Below are 24,545 nucleotides of genomic sequence, written 5' to 3'. Positions count from 1 at the left end.
CACCAAATTTATTTATAAAAAGTATGATTGCCAATGGTTTTAACATAAGTCTGTGTATGATGTACGGTCAGATCCTGTGCAAGTTTTAGCGACAAGAAAAAGTAAGTATTATCGGGAACTTCCTTTACTCCGGAGAGTGCAGCATTCACCGCTTTTATACTATCATCGTTAGGCTTCACACGGTTAAGACGCCCGTTAGCTACAGGGCTGAACTGGCTCTTCTGATAAATAACCTTATATATCGTGTCGGGGAAATTGGCTGACCGCAGCCTATTCAGAACAACGTTGGCAACTGCCACCTTGCCCTTGTACGGTTCACCTTCCGCCTCTGCCATTACAATTTTTTGTAGCAGAAGCAGTTCTTCTTCGGATACAGCGTAGCGCCGGGTTGCTTTACTTTGCTGCTCCTGGCTTAATAGCTCTGTCCGAGAGAAGTACAATGTTGTGAGGGGATGTTTCTGAGAAGCCGAGACTGTCTTCGCTGTCGCCTGACTACTCTTTGTTGCTGTTTCCGCCAATTGCGACGCTTTTTGCGCAGCTGACTTGGATTGTACTACATCAGCCTTCACCCGAATAATGGAAACGTTCGATGTGTTTTTTGTGTTTTTTTGTTTTAATTTTTTTACACTAAGCCATTCCACACCCTTCGCCGGTTTCCAAGCGGAACTTAAAAGACTGAATGTGTTATTAAGCTTATTGGCTTGTGTAACTTCAGTAATGCCCCTCGTAATGCTACTCGTTATACTAGACTTCGATTCATCTTGCAAAAGAGAAAGTACGGATGCACGGCTAGTGGATTGCAACTTATCCATCTGCACCCTGTCCACCTTCCCTTCCGCAACTTGTTCGGGTTGCAATAAGCTTATGGCAGAGAAACACACTAGTATAACGCCAACGAGCAACGCAATATAGCGGTTTTGTTTAAAAATTAACATGATATTCCTCCTATTTCACGGCACATTCCTATTGTATGTAACCGAAAACGGAAGCTTTGAAAACTTTATTATCGATTTTAAACTGTAAACTTTTCAATAATTTCATACATAGGAATGGCATACATTCTGGTAGCATACAACACAAAACTATCAATCGTCCAGTCTCTCTGATAGTTTTTTAGGTTCCAATCATCATCCAATTTCAGTAAATTTTCCAGCAATTTATCATCATATGAATTTTTTCCCCGGTACTTTCGAGCCACGGTAAGATGCGGTTTATAGGCCCTGGATTCGCCTGAAAAACCTAGTGGAAACTTCGCTGAATGCACTCTGGCAGCTAATTGATTTAATGCCTCTATTTCGCCGGAAACCCCTATCCACAGGACTCTTGGGGAAGCTGGAAGACCAAATGTGTCCCATTTGTCCAAAGAGAGATTGAAGGGTCTGCCTTGCCCCGCAGTCTGCCTCAAGGATTTCACTAAATCTGGAATTTTGGCCTTTGGGGTATCTCCTAAAAATTGCAGGGTAATATGATAATCTTGCGGATTTGTCCATTTAGCAAAATCAAAATTTTCAGATAGCTTTGAACATGCCTGCGCCACTATTTCTTGCAGCTCAGAAGGTAATTTCACAGCTAAAAAAAGCCGTTCTAATTCGTTCTCTGATGCTTTAGCATCCATGGTCAATTTCACCTTCTCCAATAGATTTGGTATTCTTAACCTATAACATGATCCATATCCATTAAACCACAAAGTAGGAGGAACTCATCATGACTAAGTCTATAGTATGTCTACAACCACTTACATCTCAGCAGCAGGAAAGGATCAAAGCGGCTGCCCCAGGCTATACATTTACACAAGGAGACGCAAAAAATCCGGATTTGCAGCTGCTTGCAGAAGCAGAAATTGTAATTGGCTGGGCAAAAGGTATTTCGGATACACTCCTTCGCCCCGAGTCCTCCCTTCGCTGGGTTCAGTCCTGGTCTGCTGGTATTGAGAAGCTTCCACTCGATCGTCTTAAGCAACAAGGAATCCTGCTCACCAGTGGGAGCGGAGTTCATGCCGAACCTATTTCTGCGGTAATCTTCGGGTTCATACTTCTCTTCACCCGTAATTTGCATACAGCTGTACGCAATCAGCAGAACCGGATTTGGAAATCTGATGGCAGTGAAAGCGAGCTGTTCGGTAAAACAGCCGTAATAGCTGGAACTGGAGCGATCGGCAGTGAAACCGCCAGAATTGCTAAAGCCTTCCGGATGAAGACTATCGGTGTCAGCCGTTCCGGTAAGCCAGTCGCAGACTTTGATCAAATCTATACAACAGATCGTTTATCCGAAGCTGTAAGTCAAGGCGATTTCATCATCAATACCCTTCCTATTACCGATGAGACCAAGCATTTATTTAATGCCACCAGCTTCTCCGCGTTTAAAGAAGGCTCCTATTACATTAACATTGGCCGGGGCGCAACTACCGATACAGAGGCGCTGATCGACGCATTGAATCGCGGACAACTCCGTGGCGCTGGGTTGGATGTTTTTGAGACCGAACCCCTTCCGCAGGATCATCCGCTTTGGTCTATGGAGCAGGTTATCATCACTCCACACTCCGCTGGAATTACAGATCAATATGCTGACCGGATCGTTAATATTTTTACCGAAAATGTGAAGTCTTACTTATCATCAGGCACGCCTTCTCTAAACCTTGTTGATTATGACCGGCAATATTAATAATAAGCTTTACAAAACAGGAACATCTGTTCTATAATAAGAAAATCCAAAGTTATCCATAAAGAGAGGGTTAGTGCAATGAAGGTCACGGTCACAGAATTTAACGAACAATGGAGTCTAATGTTCAACGAAGAAGCTCAGAAGATTAAAGATATCTTTGCTGATGCCCTCGTTGATATTCACCATATCGGCAGCACTTCTGTTCCCGGACTCAAAGCGAAACCAATCATAGATATAATGCCAGTAGTACGAAATATCGAAGCTGTAGATGAGTTCAACCAGCAAATGACAGCACTTGGTTATGAATGTATGGGTGAGTTCGGTATCAGTGGCAGAAGATATTTCAGAAAAGGCGGAAATAGCAGAACCCATCATGTTCATGTCTTCCAAATGGATAATAAGATAGATATCGGTCGTCATCTGGCTGTAAGAGACTACCTTCGATCACATCCGGAGGCGGTTAAACAGTACGGAGATTTAAAAGATACTCTTGCCAAACAATTCCCAGAGGATATTGGAGCTTATATAGACGGGAAAGAAGAATTTGTGGTTAATCTTGAAAAAACTGCATATGAGTGGTATTTAAATCAATAATCCTTATAAAAATAGCCCCTGCTGTTCATTTAGATGATCTAAATGAACAGCAGGGACTACTTGTCTAAGAGCCTCTAATCCAAATCATAAATCGAGCCGACTTTCAGTCCGTACAGCTCATTATATATTTTCTCTGCAAAAGCATCAGTCATCCCTGCGATATAATCAATCACCATATGCTCCCAAGTCCAAATCGGCTTTGCCTGCTTCTGATCTTTCTCAAAGCGCTGCAGCCAATCCGATGGAATAATGGCTTTAGATGTCTGTGGATCCAGAAATGCTCCCCATAGTCGGCGCAAAATCCACTCACTACGTTTCTGCAGCCGCTGCACACGCAAATCACGGATCATAGTGACCCATGCGAAGCTTTTCAACACACTGACGGTCCGCAGCATATCTTCATCTTCTTTTCCTTCCTTTATAAAGGTGACCTTCTTCCAGTCTCCATCTTGGATCACTCCCAAGCTTGCGACAAAGGTACTTACCCAATAAGCCTTAACTTCACGTCGAGTGCGGGAATAGTCGTTTTCACAGGTTGGCATTTTTTCCTTCCAAACCCGAAGAAATGAACTGAGCACTTCCTCGACCTTCGCGCGAATGCCTTCCTCTTCCCAGCCCTTCCAGAAGAAATCCTCGAGCGTGGTGATTTTCTCCACGATTAACCGTTGGATATAAGAATCATGCATAAAGTGTTCATGCACTTCAATTTTTCCGGCTTTAATCCCATCCTCCAGATCATGTGCAGAATAAGCGATATCGTCACAAAGGTCCATAAGCTGAGCCTCCAACGTTTTCTTACCTGCTGGTATTCCCCACTCTTTGCGGATCTCCGAAATATATCCCCATTCGTGCAGGTACATCCCCTTCTTCAGCGAGGTGCCGGGAAAAGGATACTTATTTATGCCTAGCAGCACAGCATCCGACAGATTTAGGCCATCAATATTTTCACGCTTCTCCAGAAACATAATCAGCCGATAATTGTGGGCATTGCCTTCGAAATGCTCATAACGTTGCTTCATCTGCTCATGGATCAGCAGCCGATCCACACCCGTTGCGCCTGATTGCAGCGCAGCTTCGTTAGTTTTCTTTTCAATAAGCTGTTCCAAAATATTATCCAGCACTTCTTCCCCTTTATGTCCAAAGGGAGGATGGCCAAAATCATGAGCGATAGCTGCGCATTCCACTACCTCTGGATCGATAACAAGACCCGGATTCTCCGCCTTAGTGGTTTCCACTTCTGGATACGATCGCAGCAGACTTTTCGCCGCCTCACGGGCAATCTGCGCAACTTCAAGTGAGTGAGTCAGACGCGTACGGTAATAATCACCCGTCCCTGCTCCGAATACTTGTGATTTACCTTGTAGCCTACGGAAAGTAGGCGAATGAATCAGGCGTGAATAATCACGCTCATAAGCAGCTCTCGACGTTTCAAGGCGGGTAATCTCCGGATATTGCCGGTGTTCTCTTTTTTCAATAAGTGTCATATTCCCACCCCTAACCAAATGTCTGTATATAGTACTTCATTATAAGGCATTTTCATAACTATTTTCACATCAAAATACAAAGCTAATTTAATTATAAACGGGCATGTCGATAACTATGTAATCATCAGAAGCCAAAATGAATCTCATAACCTGTACATGAAGGATAGTAGAAAGAAGAAAGAGCACCAAAAAAGACTGGTTGTCTATACAAAACTTAAACTATGAATATACCGACCCCCAAAAGGAGCACTCTAAAATAAAAAAAACAGGTGAAATGATGAAAACTCGCAGCAAAATTATGATGATCACCCTTACACTCTTTTTATGCTTCACGAACTCTGCTCTAGGCAGTCCAAGCAAAAACCGCGACTACTACGAAAAAAGAGGAGACATGATTTGGGAAGTACATACTAACCAAAAAGTGATTGCATTGACGTTCGATGACGGTCCTGACCCTACTGAAACCGATCAAATCTTAAAGGTATTGAATCAATACCATGCGAAATGCACCTTTTTTGCGATAGGAAAAAGAATTGCAGCCTATCCAGAGGTAGCGAAACGAGTGATTGCTGAGGGGCATGAATTAGCTAACCATACCTACAATCACGTTTATTTTAAAAGACCTATTAATGAAGCCCAATTTGAGCAGGAGCTAAAATTGACCGAAGAAGAGATTATAAAAGTCTCCGGTAAACATAGTTCACTGTTCAGACCACCAGGCGGCATGTATGACGAGACCTTAGTAGATCTGTCTAACAATATGGGCTTGAAGCCAATATTATGGTCCTGGCATCAAGATACACGTGACTGGAATCGCCCAGGGGTATACAGTATTTCGAACAAGGTCATTCGAAATGCACGAAATGGAGACATCGTTCTGTTTCATGATCATGTGCACGGGCAGTCACAAACTAGAGAAGCGCTTAAAATTATTTTGCCCGAATTAGAAAAGAAAGGCTTTCGATTTGTCACTGTCTCTGAGTTGATCAAATTATCCAGTACACAGCAGGCTGGGAAACAACAATAGCCTAATTGCACAGGACTTCAAAATAGGGTAGTCTTGTCCTAATATGAAGTTCTGGAGGCTTTTGTGATGTCCGATAATACATCCTATACGACAGAGGAAATTGCCCGCTTATTAAAAATATCAAAATTAAAAGTATATGATCTAATTAAAAAAGGGGAGCTCCCCTCCTACCGTGTAGGAAAACAAATGCGCGTGGATCAATCCGATTTGGAGGCCTACAAACAAAATACACGGAGTGGGGTGTCTACCGCTAACCCTACTACTATAATGGGCCAGACTCCACCAGCAATACCCTTGGCCTTTTCCGGTACAAATCCAGCTCAAATGCCAGCACAATCTCCTCACCTTAAAGCTGTAGGACACAGCTTGGTGATTACAGGTCAGGATATGTCACTGGATATTCTAGCTACCTATTTAGAACGGGCTCTGCCTACTGAACGTCCTCTTCGTTCTTATGCCGGGAGTCTAGACAGCCTGATTGCCATGTATAAAGGGGAATCGGACATTGTCAGCACACATTTACTCGACGGGGATACTGGAGAATACAACCTACCCTATATCCGTAAAATACTCGTCGGATGTTCTTATGTTGTAGTTCGCCTGCTAACCCGAAGTGCTGGTTTATACGTACAAAAAGGGAATCCCAGAGGTATTCAGGAATGGTCTCACTTAGAGCAGGATGGACTCACGCTGATCAATAGAGAACGAGGCTCAGGTGCACGCGTATTATTGGATGAACAGCTTCGATTGCATGGCATTCCAGCAGCCAGCCTATCAGGCTATAAGAACGAGGAGAACAGCCATTTGGCAGTTGCCGGTAAAGTGGCCCGGGGAGAAGCTGATGTAGCTATCGGCACTGAGAAAGCCGCCAAGATTGTCGACGGCGTTGATTTTATTCCTATGATTCAGGAGTGCTACGACCTGGTGATGATTAAAAAACCGGAGCATGAGCAATGGATCGCTGCCGTGATTGAGATTTTGCGTTCACCAGCCTTCCAGAATGAGCTTAGATCCATTCACGGATATGATCTCACGGAAACTGGGACGATTATTTATGAGACTTAATGGTCGCAGACAGAAGAAGGAAGCAATCTGCAGAAGCGTTTAACTGCATTTCGTACAACTATATTTCTTTGAACAACTCGCAAATTAGATATAACTGTATTTGGTACACCTATTTCTTTTGATTTACTACCTCATAGGTGATTTTTCGCGTTTTAGTTGTATAGAATACAATTAAAGTTAGAACGTTCCCTTATGCAGACCGAATAACTGTATAGAATGCAGTTAACCTCACAGACTCCATCAAAATTTGGCGGCGCTAAAAGCTGACATCAAAGTCGCCGGGTTTCCACTTGCTCAGCATCTGCTCCACCGCCCGCTTCAAACCCAAAACACCAGACAGCAACTCTCCCATAACCGGAGAATCGCTGTCTGGTGTTTTTTTAAGAACGCCGATTCACAAACATCAGCATAGCGGCTGAAATAACAATAATTGAGCATACCCACATCCACGCGAGCGTCATATTGCCTCCATCTACCGCAACATAGATCGCTGTGGGTAAGGTTTGCGTACGGCCCGGAATATTGCCAGCTACCATGATGGTAGCGCCAAACTCCCCAAGACCGCGGGCAAAGCCAAGAACATAACCGGCTGCCAGCGACCGGCCCGCAAGCGGCATCGTGACATAGCGCAGTACCTGCAGTTCACTTGCCCCTTGTGCCCGCGCTGCATCTTCAAGATCTGCTTCTATCCCTTCGAAACCCGCCTTCACTGTGCGGTATACGAGTGGAAAAGCTACGACTACAGCGGCGATAACAGCCGCCCCCCATGTGAACAGGATCGTCTGCTCCGTCATCTGTTCATACCATCTGCCGATCCAGCTTCGTCGGCCTAAAATAACTAAAAGTACAAATCCTACGACCGTCGGCGGCAAAACGAGCGGAAGCAGCATTATAGTCTCTACCAGGCTGTGGCCGGGAAACTTCCGGCCTGCCATGGCCTTCGCAGCAGCTGTTGCCAAAATGAATACAATAATGCTGGTAATCACAGATATTTTTACGGAAAGCCATACCGGGGCGAAGAAATCAGTCCAGTTTATTTCCAACCTTATTCCACCCGCTTCTACTCGTAATTTCTATTTAAGGAAGCAGGAAGCCATAACTTACAAAGATATCATTAGCTTCCTTGCTCTGAAGGTAACTATACAACTCCTTAGCTGCCTTTTGATTCTTCGAGCTCTTCACGATGCCTGCCGGATAATTAATGGCTTTGTGTACATGGGGACCGACCGTCAAAGCGATTTTAGTTTTCTTTGAAGTAAGCGCATCTGTCTTATAGACAAAACCGGCATCGGCATTTCCTGTTTCTACATAAGAGAGAACCTGACGCACATCCTTGGCGAATACGAGTTTGCTTTGCAGCGGATCCCATACCTTTTTCGCTGCCAGCGATTGCTGAGCATATTGACCCGCCGGCACAGATTCAGGCTGCCCCACTGCCACCTTCTTAAAAGCTTTATCCGTAAGCTGAGTAATCGTAGTTAATTTGACCTTTGAATCTGAGGGTACAACTACAACCAATTGATTCTTAAGCAGAACCTTATGATCGGAGATAAGTCCACCTTCCACCAGTGCATTCATCTGTTTATCACCTGCAGAGAAGAACAGGTCCGCCGGGGCCCCTTGCTCAATCTGCTTTTGCAGAGTGCCGGATGCTGCATAATTAAAAACCAAATCAATATCGGGATGTTTCTTTTCATAAAGGAGAGCAATCTTATCCAGGCTGTCTTGCAAACTAGCCGCTGCGGAAACAATAATTTCGGTCTTCTTGGTGGCTGCTTGCACCTCTACACCTGAACCTGCAGATAAATTCACAACCAGAAGGATTGCCAATATCCCCATCACGGAGAGTGCCCATTTCTTAAACATTTCCATTCCTCCCAATTTCGTATGTATATATTTAGATGCTATTCTAGCATACAGTTTTTCGTTTTTCTATAAGTACAGTTGTGTTTGTATATGTTTAGTTATATATTGTTATAATTAGACAATATACAACGATGATTTTGGCTTTTTGCACACAAAAAAGATGCCTCTGACACCCCTAAATAGGGCTGCAAAGACACCTAACACGAATGATATTAATTCTTCACGTTAAAGCCCAGTACATTCAACATAATGGATAATCCACTCCCCCAGAAACCTCACCCGGATTAATATATTCATTTTTAAGAATCAAATGAATCTTGAGAATACTTTTCTTCTATATAAAATTGAACAAAGGTCAAATTCGAGGATAAAAATAACCCTGTAAATTATAATTATGTTATTTAATGTATGATGATATTATAAAAAGACTCACCAAACAAGAGAAATATTCTATAATTTTTGATTTGTAACAATATATGTAAACGAATATTTCATTTGAAGGTGAGAATCCATCTTATTTATATTGTGATATCCATTTCTCCAACTGCTGCCTGAGCACTTCACGATAATATAACGGCTCTATGATTTCAGCATCCTCTTCGAATCTCTTAATCCAGCGGACAAACGCAATATCTTGTTCCAACGCGACTTTAAAATAACAACACCGAGCTTGACGGTCTACTTTATTCGGCTTATAGGGCAGATCCTCTCTCTTAAGCCCTTCCATGATTCGCTCCGAAAATTTCACTTTAAACTCTACCTGCAAACTGTCGCGGTCAAGTGACCATTTTTGCTTCATAAAAGCTTGCAAATCAAATGATTCCTTTGAGAAGCAGCGGTTTAGTGGCTTCACGTTTGAAAAATCGTTGATATGATATGTACGAATAACACCCTGATGATGGCAAAATCCAATGAGATGATAACGATTTTCCAGTGGGACTAAACAATAAGGATCGATGGTTATTTCTTTCTCCTCCACTGCATTCTCACAATAATTCGCTTGAATACTCCTCTGCTTTAATAAAGCCTCCAATATAGGTGTTAAAAAAGATTGATGCTCCATCTGTGCACCGCTTCTTTCCAACCAGCTTGTACCTGCTTCTCTTCTTGCACGTTCTATCGTTTCTTCCCGCTCCGCCTTTCGCTTGTATTCAGCTGCAACTACTTTTTCATAAGCGCCTTCAAAATCGATAGGCAGAACGGGTTTAATATCTTCCATAATATAGCGTAGTTGCGAAAACGCAGACGCCTCTTCTTCCGACCAATCCAAAGGATAAAGTGCAAAATTGCCAATAAAAGCATAGCCTTTTCCATGTCCAAGGTGGGTTATAGGAATATGCATGGCGCTAAGCGCGTCCATATCCCGGTATATCGTTCTCTCGCTGTTGCCGCAGCGTTCCGCCAATTCACGGGCTAATATCCCTGGCTTGGCTTGAACAAGTGTAATAATGCGCATCAGTCGGATTAATCGGTCTGTCATATTCAGTTCCCCTTGATTTATGGTTAAATAGACCCATTATTTTATGAAAAAAAGTAATAGTGTGATAGAACTTTTTTACTATGTTACCACATTTTATATTACAATTCTTCTGATTATTTTCCGCCGAACCCGCTGACAAAACAAATTTATGTATAGGTCTTTTTTCGTCAATATGCATCTTCTAGTTGTATGTCCTATATCAATTTCCAGTAGCAGTTTTCCCCCGCTTCTGATACTCGAATCCAATCTGTTTATACAACATTTCGGCCTCTTTAAGTAGTAAAGGATCTCCAGAACGCACGGCTAGTAATAGTAATTTATCTGCGTGACGGCAAAGCATTTCATGAGCTTGACTATGTTGTCCTTCATTTTGCAACGTGGTTGCCTCCTCAATCGTTTCAGCTGTTTTTAACAATTCCAGATGTTTCTCTACGTGAAAGCAGCAGGTTTCACTCAGAACCTGAGTATGATGCGTGTATTCTAGCTCAAGAACCTTTACTGGAAGCTCTTGAACACGCTCTACGGTTGGCTTTTTATATTTCCACTGTAAGGAAAGAGCTTCATATCTACCTGCAATAGTAGTAGAGATATTGAATTCCAAAGCAATAAACTTTCGTTGCCCCGTTTTTATTTTGCCAAGCTTAAGAAGTAGCGATCTGCCCTCACCGACTTCAAACTCACACCCATACGAACGCTTAAAAGTTACATGGGGTTCAAGCCAAACCCGCAGCTCAATTTCACGCGCAACCACTTTATAACTGCTGGGTCGGCTGTGCTCTGCAGGTATACTCCCTTTCCATTCGACAAGCAAAATAACCTTACGATTGCCGCCTGCAAAAATACGATTTTGACTCCATGTGAATACGGGATGAATACTTTCTATCATTATTTCCACCTCTTTCTTTTTTTGGGTCTTCTATTAATGTACCAATAATGGCGGACAACTCCATGTCATGGAATGTATGTTCGGTTCTATATTATCGACAAAAAAAGAGTCATTCTACATGCTTAGTAGACTGACTCTTGTAAAAACAACTCCTTTTGTCTATTTATGACGAAAATTTTATGTTTTTTTCTCATCGACTCCCTAATTTAGTCTGCATTCGCTCTCGCTTGAAAAATAGTCCCAGTGCCCATTTGGCACACAACAGAGAAAATATAAAAAACAGTGTGGCCCAAAATATAGCGGGTATGGGAGTCATTCTTGCCAGATTGCTGGCATCTCCTGCACGGGACGGTGATACAGCAGCCGCGTATACCAAAAACAAACTTCCCATTACAGACTCCTCCAAGGTTAAAAAGGCCAATAACAAATAATAATATTTGCTGGCCTTCTTCCAAACCACCAGCATTAGAATATTTAGCGCAATAAATCCGCCCAACCACATCATGCCAAAGCTTCCTCGCACGTATAGCAGGAGCATAATCAACGCCACACCCGTAGCTAAGATAAGGCCCCAATCATGGCGTCCCTTACTGTATAAATAGAAGAGCAGAAGTGCAAATAAGGAGGCTAGCAAATAACCCGAGAGGGAAACTAATATTGCCTTGCCCCCTTCTTGAATAGCTGAATAGGTTACACCGCTATGATCTGCGTATAATTCAATCCTCAGCACACTACCCGACAGTAGTAAGGTCATCAGAGCATGACCAAATTCATGAATCATCGTGTCTAAATTCCGAAACAAAGATGAAAATGGGATCAATCTAGTCAAAAAAGCAGATCCGATCAGAAGCAATATTGTTTTAAGCCATTTGTTCAATCGACAGCAGCCCCTTTCGTCCAAAGTATACGATAAATAGTACCTCTTCTCAATCGAGATAATCACGGACTGATCGTGTTTAATAATGAGTAAACGAAAACCTTAAGGAGGTAAAAATTACTTTCATTATAAGCATTACCAGTCCCATGGCGTACGCTGTCAGAAGCTGTCAAGCTGTGTTAAAATAAAAGAACTACAAGCCTAAATTGGGTGGTGATTATATAGATGAAACAACATAAATCCCGAGCATATCTACAGCTGTTATATTCGCTCCTGTTCTTGCTGACGCTTACTGTATGCCTGCCAGCTCCTGTAGCAAAAGCTAATATATTCAGTGATATCTATAATGGAGTTAAAAATTTCTCCGAGCTGCCAAACGAAGTGAATGAATTAAAGGAAGGTTTTCAGCAAACCGCTGAAGAGCTTCAGCAGGCAAAGGATAAGCTCGCAAATACCACGCAGGAGATAGAAGCTTACCGGATACAGAACGAAAGCCTACAAGAGCAGAATCGCCAACTAACGCAGATGGTTGATGAATTAAAAAATGACAGGACGGCACGCGAAGAATATTATCACAAAATCAAAGTGACTATTTTTACAGGGATTGGACTAATCCTAGGTTATTTTATACTGATCCGTTTTATTCGTTTCAGCATGCTTTACCGTTCGCGAAAAGGCGACCGTCTGCGTTAGTCTTATGTATTCATTGAAGATCACAGTCACAGCATGAGGGAGATGAACTATGAACATCGATATCCAAGATGAAAGCGACAGTGGAAGCGGACAAGCCGTAGCCTTCTCCCTTGAGGAGAAGGAAGAGGTTCATGTACTCCATCCACAACAAATTATCGCTTATCAAGGTCCTTCCTCAGGACGAGCGGACAGATTTATGGATGTGAAGGGCATATACCGCAAGCGAAAGTTGATTCGTTCCGATATGGCAGGTCCTTGCCATTTCGTCGCCGCCCTTCCACCAGGCTATCGCATAAAAATCCTGCAGCTCGATGGCAAAAGCGATCTGCTGTACGACTTTAAGCATCTCTTCTTCTACAGTATAGGTATTACACTGGAGACCCGGGTGCTAAGCATGAAGAATGTGCTCGTTACACGGGACATTGTAAAAGTGAAATTCTCGGGCAATGGCATGATTGGCATACTGACGGAGGGTACGGTCTGTGAAGCTGTACTGCACCCGACCAACCCCCTTTATGTCGATGCAGGCAGCATTATTGCCTACCCTGAGAATGCCAAGCTGGAGCTCACCGTTTACGGCAACCATTTGGCTAGCCAGCATATGAGCTATCACTGGAAGATGACAGGTCACGGGCCTGTGCTGTTTCAGGCAGGACGTCAGAACCGCCGATTCGAAAGAGATAACAACGATGATGGAATTGTTAAACGATTTCTACGCGAGGTAGTTCCCTTCGGGGGTGTGTTTATTAAATAGTTGTGTTCAGCAGTAAAACAACAAAACAAAGAGCGCCATGCGTATCCTATACGCAGGTGCTCTTTGTGGTTCTATCCTTTATAAGAATGTTGTCTTAGGCGATAAAAGCATTCAACATCCAAGCATGTTTCTCAATGCTGCTTCTAATACCAATCAGCAGATCCGCAGTGGGTTGATCAGCCAGTTCTTCTGCAGTAGCAATCGCAGCCTGCAGTTCTTTAGAAACAGTTGTAAAGTCTCTAACCAGCTCCATTACCATACCCTTGGCATCTTCGCCGCCACGAGCTTCCTGTAAATCGGAAAGCTCCAGATATTGTTTCATAGAGGAGGCAGGTTGTCCACCAATAGCAAGCAGGCGCTCAGCCAAATCATCTGCATAACCAGCAGCTTCATTGTAGAGTTCTTCAAACTTCTCATGCAGCGTGAAGAATTGGGATCCGCTAACATACCAGTGATAATGATGAAGCTTTACCCCAAGCAGGAACCAGTTCGCGGTCTGGCGGTTCAAAGCAGCGTGCAGTTCAGTTTGGCTCTTTAGTTGTGTAGTCATTAATAAAACCTCCTATGGTTAATTTATTATATTGTATTTAGACTCGTTCTAAATCTATATACAATTTAACACATCCTTTTGCTTTTTGCAACCAACTCTGAAGATTTGCATGTTGCCGATTCTAGCATAACTTTTGTTATAACGCCTATTATCTCTGTCACACTCTGGATAACGTCCTCTTTCTAGACTTAAATCAAAGATATATTTTCCTCCGCCGTCTTCCCTTTCTGACTCCGGAAAAAAGCCCTCATCTCATCGCGTTTGCTCTTTGGACTTAAGACATATACAGTATCCCCTGGCTCAATGACGGTACTGCCATGGGGGGTGACAATGCTTTTATTCCGGATAATAGCAGTAAATAAGATATCATCTGGCAGTCCGATATCGGAGATTTTCTGCCCGGCAATGGGCATGTAAGGTTCAATTCCTATGTGGTTGAACTCGGAATCCGTCTTGCCAAGGGCGACCAGCTCCATCAGGGATGGCTGTGCTGAATCCTCTTGCCCCACCAGCTTCAACCGGGAAGCCAGCGGTGAAATGCTTGTTCCTTGAATCACTGCTGAGGTCAGCACGACGAAGAATACCACATTGAAGAACAGTCGGCCGTGGGGAAGATTAGCTAGCAGCGGATAGGTTGCCAGCACAATTGGAACGGCTCCGCGCAGGCCGGCCCAAGAAATTAGTGTTTTTTCACGAATAGAGAATCTGGAAAAGAGCAAGCTTATAAACACTCCTATTGGCCTTGCCACAACCATCAGAATGACGGACAGCAATATACCTTGCCAAGCCACCTCTGCCAGCTCCTGTGGAAATACCAGTAGACCCAGCAATATAAACATAAATATTTGCATCATCCAAGCAAAGCCATGACTAAAATTCATAATGGTTCGATGATACATCAGCTCGGAATTGCCAAGGGTAAGACCCATTACATAGACAGCCAGCAAGCCGCTGCTATGAACGAGTGCAGATAAGCCGTAGGTTAGGACAGCAAATCCAATTGCCAATACCGGGTAAAGTCCCGTAGAATCCAGGTTAATTCGATTGATAAGATATACTGCGACTTTACCAAGTACAATCCCTATCACCAAACCAACTGCCATCTCCCATATAAAGGACAGCACAAGTCCCCATATCGCCATATCCGGATGCTGAATCCATTCGATCAGCGATACTGTCAAAAATACCGCCATAGGATCGTTGCTGCCTGATTCCGCTTCGAGTGTCGAGGTCAGTCGTTTGTCAATATTCTTACCGCCTAATACCGAAAAGACCGCAGCCGCATCAGTCGAACCCACGATAGCTCCGAACAGAAAACTTTCTGCCCATGACACCTCAAGAATCAGCTTAGCGAACACCCCAACGATAGCTGTCGTTAACAATACGCCTACCGTGGATAAGGATAATGCCGGCCGAATAATAGGCTTGATATCCTTAATACTGGTCTGCATCCCACCTTCGAACAAGATAACAACCAGCGCAAAAATCCCGGCCATTTGTGTTAAGGAAGCATTGTTAAAAAAGATAAATTGACTCAGTACCATCCCCGCAGCAAGGAAAAGCACTAGAGCTGGCATTCCAAATTTAGTGGAGAATTTGGTGGAAAACACACCTACAAGTAAGAGAGCTGCCAGCAATAATATGATATTATCTGCAAGTTGGGTCACCGTTTATTCACTTCCCTTTCGCTTCTAGCTTAAAATATAAGCTTCCTTATTTATGTACGTTATTACCCTTATCCACCTCCTTTTGAGACATTGAATAATATAAGCAGGATTGAAGATTTCATCCGCTGGGGCTTATACTTAAAATAATTCCTTTCTACCCTACTCGTATTTACATATAAGGAGGCTGACTGTATATGCAATTGAGATTAATTAAACCTGCGGAGCTGGAGCAAGCCGCTCTTCTAGCCCATTCCATCTTTCGTAAAGCTGGCGACACTTCTATGAAAGAGCTGTTTCCGCTGATTTTTAGCCCTGGTTACACTCACTCTTATGCAGCCGTTGCCGAGGACGGTAACATCGCTGCTTTTATGGGATTGGTGCCCTCCACGATCCGCACTGGAGAAGCTCTCCTGAACGTGTTCTCCATCGGCGCGGTTTGCACAGATCCTGCTTATCGCGGCCAAGGACTAGCCGGTCAGCTTCTACAGCTATGCCAGACCCATGCTGCGAATGCCGGCGCATCGCTTATCTTTGTCTCGGGTGACCGCTCGCTGTATACCCGAGCGGGATGCGTACCGTTCGGCGGTACGCAATTTGCCGAGCTGAACGCAAGCTCGGCTGACGCACTTGCTGCCGCAGCAGGGGAAGAATGGACGCTGCGGCCCATGCAGCCGGGCGACTTCTTCGCCGTCAACCGGCTGCTGAATGAACGCGAAGCCGGACAGGTGTACAGTCCGGGTGAGCTGGCGCTGCTGCTGGGTGCCGAGGCTTACGCGGGTGTGCTGGGCTTGTCCCAGCGCACACTCGTAGCCGTGCGGAACGGCAGCATCGAGGGGTTCGCCGCGATGGCTGTGCCCGCGGCGGATGTGCCGGCGCCGAGCCCAGCGACGGCGGTGGAATGGGCCGGCCAGCCGCAAGCGGTAGCGGCGTTGCTGGCCAAGGCGGCTCTGTGCGGCGGCGTTGGCACGCTGCAAGTGCCTGTGCCGTGGCAGGAGCGCAGCCTGCTCGCGCTTCTGCGGGACGCCGGCGCCTCCTTAAGCGCCGGCGCGAACAGCGGGACGGTCTGCATCGCAGACCGGGAAGCGCTTTTGCGGCAGACGGAAGTATGCCGCAAGCGTAGCCTCGACTTGTCGTCTGTGGACGACAAGGAGCTGATCTCGCTGCTGTTTGATCCAGCGAGCCCGCTTCGCACCTCTGATTCCTTGGGGGAATCAGAGGCAATCCCTTTACCTTATATGTCAGGCCTCCATTTTATTTAAAGCACAAAAATAACCTCAGCGGGAGAACGATCCCGCTGAGGTTATTTAGTATGCTCTATTAACAGTTATATAAATTCAAATAATTGCTTATTCTCTGGAGTACACCTGTAGCTCTTGAATAGACCAATAATTCCCGCCGGCTCCGTTCTGTACAATTTTGACATACCTCGTCTTCACTTTAGAAAAGGATATCTTAGTAAGCTCTTTCGTACCTTTTCCAGACGTGAGTTTTTTCCAGTTTTGAGCATCGTCAGAAATATAGACTACATAGTCTCTTGGATAATCAAACGGTGATAACGTGCTATCCAAATCTATTCTTTCAATTTCATGTGCTTCACCCAGATCAATCTGAAAATACTCTCCGGATACCTGATGTTTTCCCGTATCCCAGCGCGTGCGCCGATCCCCATCGATAGCCAGACTAGGAGCTGATGCTGCCGTATTCACATTTGAGGATACCTTCCATTTAGTACGATCCAGAGGAACCAGTCCGGTGGCTGTAATCTGAACTTTATCGGACAGTAAATTAGAGCCGGATACCCTTACCGCGTAGGTATATAACGTCCCTTCACGTAAATTATGATCCGTATATTCTGTAAGCTTCACATCGGTGGCCACCACCTTCATTTCCCCGCCGCTACCTTCAGCGCGAAGCAGCTCATAGCTTGCTCCTAGGGCCTCCAACCAATTTAATTTTACAGCTAAACCTTTTGTTGCTGCGGCTTTGAATCCTTTAGGTGCCGACGGCTTTACTTCAGAGGAAGGCTGCAAAATATACTGCACAGCCTCTCCTGGAGCAAGGGTCTCCGTAAAGGTTAACGTAGGAGTAGCCTTTTTACCTGTTACATAACTTCTTGCTTTTTCATACGTATCCCCGTTTCCAAAACGTTCCCCTTCATACACCCCGTTTTTCGGCATAGTCACATTTACACTCACAGTTTGTGGAGTTGACTCAAAGTTAACGAAATTAACCAGCACCTTATTTGAGGTCGCTCCGCTTCCCGCAAGAGGCTTCAATGTAGAAGTATCCACGGCCCGAACATATACCAGCTTGTCGGCTAACACATCTTTGTTGGCAATTTGATAAGTTAGCGGAGCTCCATGTGTAGCATAGGCAAGACTGAGCCTTCTCATGATGCTGACACGTGAATCCTCATTTTCTTTTGTATAATAAATCTCTGTGGTCGCCGGATCATGCTCTTCTAAATTAAACCCGTATTTGAATAAACTGAAATCCTTAAAAAAAGCAGCATGCTGCACAAACATATCCGCATAACCAATATGTGCACGCATGATCCGGTCGAATACAGCCGCTGTCCGCTCCGTTGCCCCGTATTGATAGGCATCCACATGACTGTCCGAGGTACCAAATTCAGTGGTCAGCATTTTTTTGCCGAGTCCATTGTCTGCGCCAGTGAAGGTCTTCAAATTCTCAGTAAAGCTTCCTCCATTACTAAAAATATAAGAGTCACCGTAGGAATGTCCATTGGTCAAATCCGTAACCTTCTCCAGCTCCATACGTTGCTCTGGATCACGTTCCCAGCCATCCGGATCTCCACATTCCTTCCCAGCTCCCTTCTGATTACCACAGGAATCCTCACTGTAGCTCGGCCAATATGCCCAGCCCGGAGCAACAGTTTGTAAATGGGGCGCGATTTGCTTGCCCTTTTTATTCAGCCAGTCCGCAATTGCCAGGTTCACTGCCTTAGAACGATTGAATAATCCCGGCTCATTATCTACCTCATAATATTGAAAATAGGGGCTATATTGCTCAAAATAATCTGTCAGCTTTTTCTCCGCGTCAGCAGGCAACGATCCATCTGCCTTAAGCTTAATATCACCAGTATGCAAATACAAAGCAACCGCCTGCATGTTGTAATCCTGCAATACCTTGTAATATTCCATCATATCCGAGCAGGATCTCCCGACATCACTGGCACAGCTAGTACGCATCACATTCCCGCTATAAGCCATCCCTAGCCATTTGATAACATAAGGCAAGTGCGTAACTGCACCTTCATCGAAATAAAATTGTTTATTATTCACTACTGTTCCCGTCAGTGTATAGCTGCCATGGATAGGCTCAGAAATTGGAGCGTTAAGAGATTCTAAACGGAGATTATCCCAAGTCCACCAGGAATATTCGTCTTCTTTGTCACTGCAATATAAACAGCGAACCGTTTGCAGCTTCAATTCATTCGTTCCTATCTTCAATTGCTCCTTGGGAATATATAATTCATAGGTCTTTTGAAAGTTATATTCGCTTTCTGTGCCAGCAACGCCCGCAATTTGAATGATCCCCGACAATTGATGATTGGAGAACACACTCATTTGCGGCACGGATTTATAAGCATCCAGAATACCTACGCTAAATAAGACCCCATTCTCCGGGATCTTATTTAGCTGATAGGTGATCGTTAATTCCGGCTGGGTCTTTCCATTCAAGCCTGCAGGCAAGCTCTGAAGAGCCGATGATTTGAGCACCGAAGAAGTAACATTAAATTCCTTCTTGCTGCCAGAAGTGCCACTCGCAGCGAATTCAGCTGCTGAGCCATCATGTTGTCCCAGATTCCAGATCACAGTACCATCCGGTATTTCTGCTGCAGCATCAGTTCCTGCAGATAGTCTCGGTATATTGGCACCTACCTTATAATCGTTTGTCCTATTCGTTCCGAAGACAGAGACAGACAACAGAAACAAGACGGTTAATGCGGCGAATTTTAGTAATAACAGTAATGGTTTGTTTGCAGATATCTTATTTTTTCTATTAGATATTCTCCTCGTTATTCCCATCCATAGGTCCTCTCTTTCTTCCGGAATGTCTTACCCTATCATTTCATTAGATTAAGGAAGGAACAATGCCCCTTGTGGAATTACCTGCAGCTTCTGGCTGGAACTCTCCCATAGCAAACGAAGATTGGCATCTCCTTCATTCTCATAATATTCAATTTGGATATCATAAAGCGTTCCGGCTGTGAGTGGGATACTTCCTTTATGAAGGGTTGCACTTTGATTTTTCCAATTGTCGATGATCAGCTTTCCGTCAATCCAGACACGGACTCCATCATCAGAGGATGCCGAAATCGTATATTTTTCACTGAATTTGGGTTTGAGTTTCCCTTTCCAGCGTACAGAAAAGTGATCTTCATTTATCTCTGAGGCAGGAGACCCACCATGCCAATTAAAATCAATCTTACGGTCATTGCGGATAAGTACCGCTTCTCCCTCTAAATCAGTATTGTTATAGTATTCTCCAGTTAAACCCGTTAGGGTTACCGGAGTTACGGGTGCTATCGAAGGATCTCCTGTTGTGAGAACATAGTCCTCTCTTGATACTATAAACGAGTCTTTCATAAAGCTTTTAATTGACTGTAGTGTATTATTTTCTGTCAGTAATTTTCCCCAGGTCATCATATAGACCCATTTATTTTGTTTCTCAGTTAATACATCCGGGTTCGGCAGTTGCCCACTCTCCCCGATTCCGATAGGTTTACCCTCGGCCAATGCGAGCAGATCCTCATAGTAGGACTGTTTATAATCGTTATTGTAGATATCCGCAGCCAGAACATCGAGTTTATCCCCACCGGGATAATATGCAGCATATGGATCTGACCATTCATTCGGCGCATTCGGATTCCACACCCACAGTAGATTATTTAGCTTGTGTGTGTTTACAAAACGATCATAGACAATACTCCACAGCTCTGAAAAATTGTCCTTTTTCCCCCACCAAAACCAACCACCATTCATTTCATGGTAAGGTCGCCATAAGACCGGAACTCCGGCATCACGCAGCTGACCCAAATATCCAGCAACCTCGTCTAGATCTGAGATTAGCCTCTTATACTGAGCTGTCCCAGGTGTAACATAAGCATTAAATTTCTCTTGACTGAGACTTCTGTTTACATTGGACCACTCTGGAGAGGTTCCCGGTAAGCTCTGATGGAAGGTCATCGCTACAATGCCACCCTCTTGATGCCATTCAATTGCACTGTCTATAACAGCTTGCCGCTGTTCTGCGATCGTCTCTTCGGATTGATTATTAATCGCCCCTAATTCATAACCATGTAGAACAGCATTTTGTCCCGAAGTATTCTTCAGCTTATGAACCAGTTCATCTGGACTTTCTAGATAATCATGCTGGCCGGACAAGAGCCCTTTGCCACGTAGATTTACCAAATTACTTAGCAGTTGCTTGGCTTCTTCAGAAGCCGAAGGATTACTTGGTATAGCCGGAGGTAGGGAGGAAGAAACACTCATAGCCTTCGGAAGACTTTTAACCTCTCCCCAAGGCAGCAAGGAAAAAATAATAAAGACCGGTAACATAGTAAACAACAATCTGTTTTTCTTATAATATTTACGCAAATAAATCCTCCTTTCGGTAGCTGTACTGCCTCCACAGGTGTTAAAAACATACCTGTTATCGGACAATCGTCTTCTGACCTAATGAGGACTATAGCTTAGTAGCTCTGCAATAACGCAGAGCCACTAAGGATCGACCTTTAATTTTCATCAATCAGGAGACATCCGGAAGAAAAAGTGCACTTGCTGGAACTGTCTCTTTAGCTTGACTAGCACTTTCCCACATCAAGCGGACTCTCGCATCGCCTTCATTCTCGTAATACTCCACCTTGATATCATATAGCTGGCCAGCCTTCAGCGTTATAGTGCCCTTACGCTCAGTACCACTTTGCTTAGTCCAACTATCAATCACGGATTCCCCATTCACCCAGACACGGATACCATCATCTGAGGTAGTGTAAAATGTATATTGCTCATTATATAATGGCTTAATTTTACCGCTCCAACGTATGGAGAACCGATCAATCCCGAGGGCGGCATCCGGGGAGCCTTGCCGCCAATTGAAATCGATTATTGCATCAGTTCTGTTAAGAGTTGCTGCTCCCGACAATTGCATGTTGTTGTAATACTCTCCTGCAAGCCCCTTCGCGAGAGGAATTGCTGCCTCCCCCTCTTCTTCAGAAGGTGCCGGCGCTGGTGCGGCGCTAGGTGTCGGTGCCAGACCAGTATTTAATTTATCTCTGGTCAGGGTATAGTTGCTATTCATAAATGTTTTGATTGTGTCTGCACTGTTATTCTCGTAGAGCATTTTTCCCCAGCTCATCATATACGTCCATTTACTTTGCGATTGCTGAAGCTTCTCCAGATTAGGCATTTCACCATTTTCCCCGATCGCAATCGGTTTGCCTGCGGCTAGACTCAATAAGCTGTCATAGTATTTTTGCTGGTAATCATTTTCGTATATATCTGCTGCCAGAATATCTACTTTATCAGCACCTGGATAAGTTAGCGCATAAGGATCTGACCAAACATTGGGAGCATTCGGACTCCATACCCATAACAAATTATTTAATTTATGAACGTTAACAAAACGGTCATACATAATATTCCATAGTTTAGAAAAGTTATTTTTCTTCCCCCACCAGAACCAGTTCCCGTTCATTTCATGATAGGGTCTCCAAAGCACCGGAACGTTGGCATCGCGCAAGCTTTTTAAAGAGACGGCCACCTTATCAAGCTCAGCGATCAGATTGTTATATTGCTTGGTACCCGGTGTAACGTAACTATCGAACTCACTCTGGCTAAGTGTTTTTTTCACATTATCCCAGTCATAAGAGGTGCCCGGCAGGTTAGCATGAAAAGTCATAGCTACGATCCCGCCCGCTTTATTCCAGTTGATGGCGCTGTTCACCACATTTTGACGTTGCCAAGCCATCGTTGCTTCGGACTGGCCACTGATCGCACCCATTTCATAACCGTGAAGAGCCGCATATTGTCCGCTGGTTCCCTTCAGCATATTGTTAATTTCATCTGGACTTTCTAAATAGTCATGTTGACCGGCAATAATACCTTTTCCTGAGATCGAGTAAAAATAGTTAAGCAGCTTTACGGCTTCAGGTGAGGCACCTGGGGTAACTGGCGTTCCAGAATTTGAAGCAGCTATGACAACAGACGGCGAAATTCCAACAGCAAGCGGAAGTGCAGTCAGAAACAGGACGAGTGACAGAAATGCACCAAACAATCGATACGTACGGTAAGCTTTCAAAATAATCTCCCTTTCGGTAGCCAGGCTGCCACTCTTTCGAAGGCCCTATAGCTTTGCGTCCCTACCTTTCGATAGGTTTGCCTTTTCAATTTAAGAGAAATAATCTCTCTTACCGTAAGTATCGACGACAATTAATGATATATTTAGTGTTTTTATGACTTTTTTTGATAATTGAGTCAATTTACCTGTTTCAAGAAATTTTGAATTGGTTAAATAGATAGGTTAGACCTATGAAATGAATTGTTGTAGTTCTATATCATTCCAGTCTAAAGTAATACGTATGTTATCTTCTTCTACTAATTCAGACCCCGTCTGTACCTCTATAAACTCAACATCCGTCAAAGCAAGGATCGCGTGCTTCGTTCCTTCCGGTATACGTACCACGTCCCCAGCCTTCACATTATGTTTTTTCTCATTCAGCACAATACTTGCTTCGCCGCTGACGATTGTCCAAATTTCACTACGCTTGCGATGTAATTGATAGCTGATATTATTCCCCTCGGATATAAAAATCCGTTTGGTCAGCACTTCATTGCCTTCATCATATTTCACATAATCAATAACTTTGTAATGACCCCAACGGCGTTCCTCGTACATCGGTCTTTGTTCAAAGGTCTTCAGCACTTCTTTAATCCGTGGGCTCTCAGCTTTATGGGTAACTAGAATCCCATCCGGGCTAGCCGCAATGATCAGATCCTTCGCACCAATTACCGTAATCGGAATGTCCAGCTCATTAATCAAGCAAGTCCCCTCAGAATCCGCCGTCACAAAACCTTTTCCTACATGCTTGCTGCTCATTTCCTCTGTCAGCGTATTCCACGTTCCAAGATCCTTCCAGAATCCATCATACGGCTGCACCACAATATGTTCTTCTTTCTCCACCACTTCATAATCAAAACTGATGGAAGACAATAGCTTATACTGCTTCTGCAATTCTTCATATCCTAAAGGCAACCCTTTACGCTGCAAAATATCTAACAAGTACCCTAAGCGGAAGGCAAACACTCCGCAATTCCACAAGGCATTTTGCTCGATGAGCTGTTCTGCTTGTATGCGGTCAGGTTTCTCTTGAAAGTGACTCACCTTCATAAAACCATTTTCCCCCGCCTCTTCGGTGGTAGGAATAATATATCCGTATTTCTCTGAGGCATGTTCAGGAACAACACCCATTAGAGCCAGATTTGCTCCACTTTCCAGCATGGTCCCCTCAAGCATAGCTATGGTATCGAAAAAAGATGCTTCTACATAAGGGTCAACAGGCAATATTGCTACCGTCTCCGCTGGAGAAACACCTGCCACTGAATAAAGATAGGTAGCTGTTAAGGCGATAGCCGGAAAAGTATCCCGACGCTCCGGTTCAACGATAATCGGCACATGACTTCCCAGTTGGCTTTGTATCATTTCTACTTGGCCACGGCCGGTGGCCAGATAAGATGATTCTGCCATCCCTGCTTCCTCCAGCTGTCTCCAGACACGTTGTACCATGGATTCTGGTTCACCTTGAGGGCTTTCAAGTACCTTTAGAAATTGCTTTGAACGTGAGTCGTTGGACAACGGCCATAACCGTTTACCTGAACCGCCTGATAGAAGTACCATTTTCATAGAATGAACCCTC

At 44.2% G+C, this 24,545-nt stretch carries 21 protein-coding genes and 1 riboswitch; of the genes, 7 read left to right on the top strand and 14 right to left on the bottom strand.

The genetic code is table 11. The features are described from left to right. Positions 1-8: 8 nt before the first annotated feature. Both NST25_RS04880 and thpR read right to left on the bottom strand, forming a co-directional pair. Positions 9-935, bottom strand: a complete 927-nt coding sequence (locus tag NST25_RS04880; RefSeq protein ID WP_340393413.1) for a cell wall hydrolase — start codon at positions 933-935, stop codon at positions 9-11. Positions 936-1,012: 77 nt separating this feature from the next. After that, entirely contained in the window at positions 1,013-1,615 is a 603-nt protein-coding gene (gene thpR, locus NST25_RS04875; RefSeq protein WP_340393412.1) for an RNA 2',3'-cyclic phosphodiesterase, read from the bottom strand. A gap of 89 nt (positions 1,616-1,704) precedes the next feature. Here thpR and NST25_RS04870 point away from each other — a divergent pair, with 89 nt between their 5' ends. Continuing rightward, positions 1,705-2,661, top strand: coding sequence for a D-2-hydroxyacid dehydrogenase (locus NST25_RS04870; RefSeq protein ID WP_076129248.1), 957 nt, complete (start codon positions 1,705-1,707; stop codon positions 2,659-2,661). A gap of 78 nt (positions 2,662-2,739) precedes the next feature. Beyond that, the gene (locus NST25_RS04865) at positions 2,740-3,255 is read left to right on the top strand and encodes a GrpB family protein (RefSeq protein WP_340393411.1); all 516 of its coding nucleotides are present in this window, start codon (positions 2,740-2,742) and stop codon (positions 3,253-3,255) included. A 74-nt stretch (positions 3,256-3,329) separates the two neighbouring features. Here NST25_RS04865 and dgt read toward each other — a convergent pair whose 3' ends face one another. Further along, the gene (gene dgt, locus NST25_RS04860) at positions 3,330-4,739 is read right to left on the bottom strand and encodes a dGTP triphosphohydrolase (protein WP_038568916.1); all 1,410 of its coding nucleotides are present in this window, start codon (positions 4,737-4,739) and stop codon (positions 3,330-3,332) included. Between the two features lie 277 nt (positions 4,740-5,016). On the opposite strand from dgt, the gene NST25_RS04855 reads away from it, so the two are divergent. Both NST25_RS04855 and NST25_RS04850 read left to right on the top strand, forming a co-directional pair. Further along, the gene (locus tag NST25_RS04855; RefSeq protein ID WP_076129284.1) at positions 5,017-5,766 is read left to right on the top strand and encodes a polysaccharide deacetylase family protein; all 750 of its coding nucleotides are present in this window, start codon (positions 5,017-5,019) and stop codon (positions 5,764-5,766) included. Positions 5,767-5,832: 66 nt separating this feature from the next. After that, positions 5,833-6,831: a helix-turn-helix transcriptional regulator gene (locus tag NST25_RS04850; protein ID WP_076304994.1), complete on the top strand. Its 999-nt coding sequence runs from the start codon at positions 5,833-5,835 to the stop codon at positions 6,829-6,831. Positions 6,832-7,211: 380 nt separating this feature from the next. On the opposite strand, the gene modB is transcribed toward NST25_RS04850, so the two are convergent. The 5 genes from modB to NST25_RS04825 form a co-directional block, all read right to left on the bottom strand. Next, complete coding sequence (modB, locus tag NST25_RS04845; protein WP_340394359.1) at positions 7,212-7,868, bottom strand: molybdate ABC transporter permease subunit; 657 nt, start codon at positions 7,866-7,868, stop codon at positions 7,212-7,214. A gap of 40 nt (positions 7,869-7,908) precedes the next feature. Then, positions 7,909-8,697 carry a molybdate ABC transporter substrate-binding protein gene (modA, locus tag NST25_RS04840; protein ID WP_076129253.1) on the bottom strand — a complete coding sequence of 263 codons (789 nt, stop codon included), beginning with the start codon at positions 8,695-8,697 and terminating at the stop codon, positions 7,909-7,911. A gap of 514 nt (positions 8,698-9,211) precedes the next feature. Continuing rightward, the gene (locus tag NST25_RS04835) at positions 9,212-10,177 is read right to left on the bottom strand and encodes a WYL domain-containing protein (protein WP_076129254.1); all 966 of its coding nucleotides are present in this window, start codon (positions 10,175-10,177) and stop codon (positions 9,212-9,214) included. Between the two features lie 199 nt (positions 10,178-10,376). Then, positions 10,377-11,063: a hypothetical protein gene (locus NST25_RS04830; RefSeq protein ID WP_076307053.1), complete on the bottom strand. Its 687-nt coding sequence runs from the start codon at positions 11,061-11,063 to the stop codon at positions 10,377-10,379. A gap of 190 nt (positions 11,064-11,253) precedes the next feature. Further along, entirely contained in the window at positions 11,254-11,940 is a 687-nt protein-coding gene (locus NST25_RS04825) for a M50 family metallopeptidase (protein ID WP_076194197.1), read from the bottom strand. Between the two features lie 225 nt (positions 11,941-12,165). Here NST25_RS04825 and NST25_RS04820 point away from each other — a divergent pair, with 225 nt between their 5' ends. Together NST25_RS04820 and NST25_RS04815 are read left to right on the top strand one after the other, a co-directional pair. Continuing rightward, positions 12,166-12,633 (top strand): hypothetical protein, encoded by a 468-nt coding sequence (locus NST25_RS04820; protein WP_076129257.1) that lies wholly within the window; start codon positions 12,166-12,168, stop codon positions 12,631-12,633. A 49-nt stretch (positions 12,634-12,682) separates the two neighbouring features. Then, complete coding sequence (locus tag NST25_RS04815) at positions 12,683-13,387, top strand: AIM24 family protein (protein ID WP_339171692.1); 705 nt, start codon at positions 12,683-12,685, stop codon at positions 13,385-13,387. Positions 13,388-13,481: 94 nt separating this feature from the next. Here NST25_RS04815 and NST25_RS04810 read toward each other — a convergent pair whose 3' ends face one another. Both NST25_RS04810 and NST25_RS04805 read right to left on the bottom strand, forming a co-directional pair. Beyond that, on the bottom strand, positions 13,482-13,937 hold the full coding sequence (locus tag NST25_RS04810) for a Dps family protein (RefSeq protein ID WP_076129259.1): 456 nt from the start codon (positions 13,935-13,937) through the stop codon (positions 13,482-13,484). A 188-nt stretch (positions 13,938-14,125) separates the two neighbouring features. Next, positions 14,126-15,604 carry a potassium/proton antiporter gene (locus NST25_RS04805; protein WP_076137164.1) on the bottom strand — a complete coding sequence of 493 codons (1,479 nt, stop codon included), beginning with the start codon at positions 15,602-15,604 and terminating at the stop codon, positions 14,126-14,128. Between the two features lie 194 nt (positions 15,605-15,798). Here NST25_RS04805 and NST25_RS04800 point away from each other — a divergent pair, with 194 nt between their 5' ends. Continuing rightward, positions 15,799-16,863 (top strand): GNAT family N-acetyltransferase, encoded by a 1,065-nt coding sequence (locus tag NST25_RS04800; RefSeq protein ID WP_340393409.1) that lies wholly within the window; start codon positions 15,799-15,801, stop codon positions 16,861-16,863. 87 nt (positions 16,864-16,950) lie between these two features. On the opposite strand, the gene NST25_RS04795 is transcribed toward NST25_RS04800, so the two are convergent. The 4 genes from NST25_RS04795 to NST25_RS04780 all read right to left on the bottom strand — a co-directional run bounded on the left by NST25_RS04795 (position 16,951) and on the right by NST25_RS04780 (position 24,532). Next, entirely contained in the window at positions 16,951-19,656 is a 2,706-nt protein-coding gene (locus tag NST25_RS04795; RefSeq protein WP_340393408.1) for a discoidin domain-containing protein, read from the bottom strand. Positions 19,657-19,707: 51 nt separating this feature from the next. Then, on the bottom strand, positions 19,708-21,228 hold the full coding sequence (locus NST25_RS04790) for a glycosyl hydrolase (RefSeq protein WP_256718998.1): 1,521 nt from the start codon (positions 21,226-21,228) through the stop codon (positions 19,708-19,710). A 151-nt stretch (positions 21,229-21,379) separates the two neighbouring features. Continuing rightward, complete coding sequence (locus tag NST25_RS04785) at positions 21,380-22,930, bottom strand: glycosyl hydrolase (RefSeq protein WP_081392563.1); 1,551 nt, start codon at positions 22,928-22,930, stop codon at positions 21,380-21,382. Positions 22,931-22,942: 12 nt separating this feature from the next. Continuing rightward, positions 22,943-23,022, bottom strand: a riboswitch (cyclic di-GMP riboswitch). 136 nt (positions 23,023-23,158) lie between these two features. Beyond that, positions 23,159-24,532, bottom strand: a complete 1,374-nt coding sequence (locus tag NST25_RS04780; RefSeq protein WP_076129262.1) for a sugar phosphate nucleotidyltransferase — start codon at positions 24,530-24,532, stop codon at positions 23,159-23,161. Between the last annotated feature and the right edge of the window lie 13 nt (positions 24,533-24,545).

Source organism: Paenibacillus sp. FSL E2-0190, from assembly GCF_037992965.1.
Taxonomy (GTDB): Bacteria; Bacillota; Bacilli; order Paenibacillales; family Paenibacillaceae; genus Paenibacillus_AQ; species Paenibacillus_AQ odorifer.
This window is presented reverse-complemented; position numbering and strand designations above follow the sequence as displayed.

Excerpts from the sequence above, each read along its gene's own strand:
- NST25_RS04855 (WP_076129284.1), top strand. The coding sequence starts at position 5,017 with ATGAAAACTCGCAGCAAAATTATGATGATCACCCTTACACTCTTTTTA.
- NST25_RS04850 (WP_076304994.1), top strand. The coding sequence starts at position 5,833 with ATGTCCGATAATACATCCTATACGACAGAGGAAATTGCCCGCTTATTA.
- NST25_RS04880 (WP_340393413.1), bottom strand. The coding sequence starts at position 935 with ATGTTAATTTTTAAACAAAACCGCTATATTGCGTTGCTCGTTGGCGTT.
- NST25_RS04830 (WP_076307053.1), bottom strand. The coding sequence starts at position 11,063 with ATGATAGAAAGTATTCATCCCGTATTCACATGGAGTCAAAATCGTATT.
- dgt (WP_038568916.1), bottom strand. The coding sequence starts at position 4,739 with ATGACACTTATTGAAAAAAGAGAACACCGGCAATATCCGGAGATTACC.
- modA (WP_076129253.1), bottom strand. The coding sequence starts at position 8,697 with ATGTTTAAGAAATGGGCACTCTCCGTGATGGGGATATTGGCAATCCTT.
- NST25_RS04820 (WP_076129257.1), top strand. The coding sequence starts at position 12,166 with ATGAAACAACATAAATCCCGAGCATATCTACAGCTGTTATATTCGCTC.
- thpR (WP_340393412.1), bottom strand. The coding sequence starts at position 1,615 with ATGGATGCTAAAGCATCAGAGAACGAATTAGAACGGCTTTTTTTAGCT.
- NST25_RS04815 (WP_339171692.1), top strand. The coding sequence starts at position 12,683 with ATGAACATCGATATCCAAGATGAAAGCGACAGTGGAAGCGGACAAGCC.
- NST25_RS04810 (WP_076129259.1), bottom strand. The coding sequence starts at position 13,937 with ATGACTACACAACTAAAGAGCCAAACTGAACTGCACGCTGCTTTGAAC.
- NST25_RS04835 (WP_076129254.1), bottom strand. The coding sequence starts at position 10,177 with ATGACAGACCGATTAATCCGACTGATGCGCATTATTACACTTGTTCAA.
- NST25_RS04800 (WP_340393409.1), top strand. The coding sequence starts at position 15,799 with ATGCAATTGAGATTAATTAAACCTGCGGAGCTGGAGCAAGCCGCTCTT.
- NST25_RS04870 (WP_076129248.1), top strand. The coding sequence starts at position 1,705 with ATGACTAAGTCTATAGTATGTCTACAACCACTTACATCTCAGCAGCAG.
- NST25_RS04780 (WP_076129262.1), bottom strand. The coding sequence starts at position 24,532 with ATGAAAATGGTACTTCTATCAGGCGGTTCAGGTAAACGGTTATGGCCG.
- NST25_RS04865 (WP_340393411.1), top strand. The coding sequence starts at position 2,740 with ATGAAGGTCACGGTCACAGAATTTAACGAACAATGGAGTCTAATGTTC.
- NST25_RS04795 (WP_340393408.1), bottom strand. The coding sequence starts at position 19,656 with ATGGGAATAACGAGGAGAATATCTAATAGAAAAAATAAGATATCTGCA.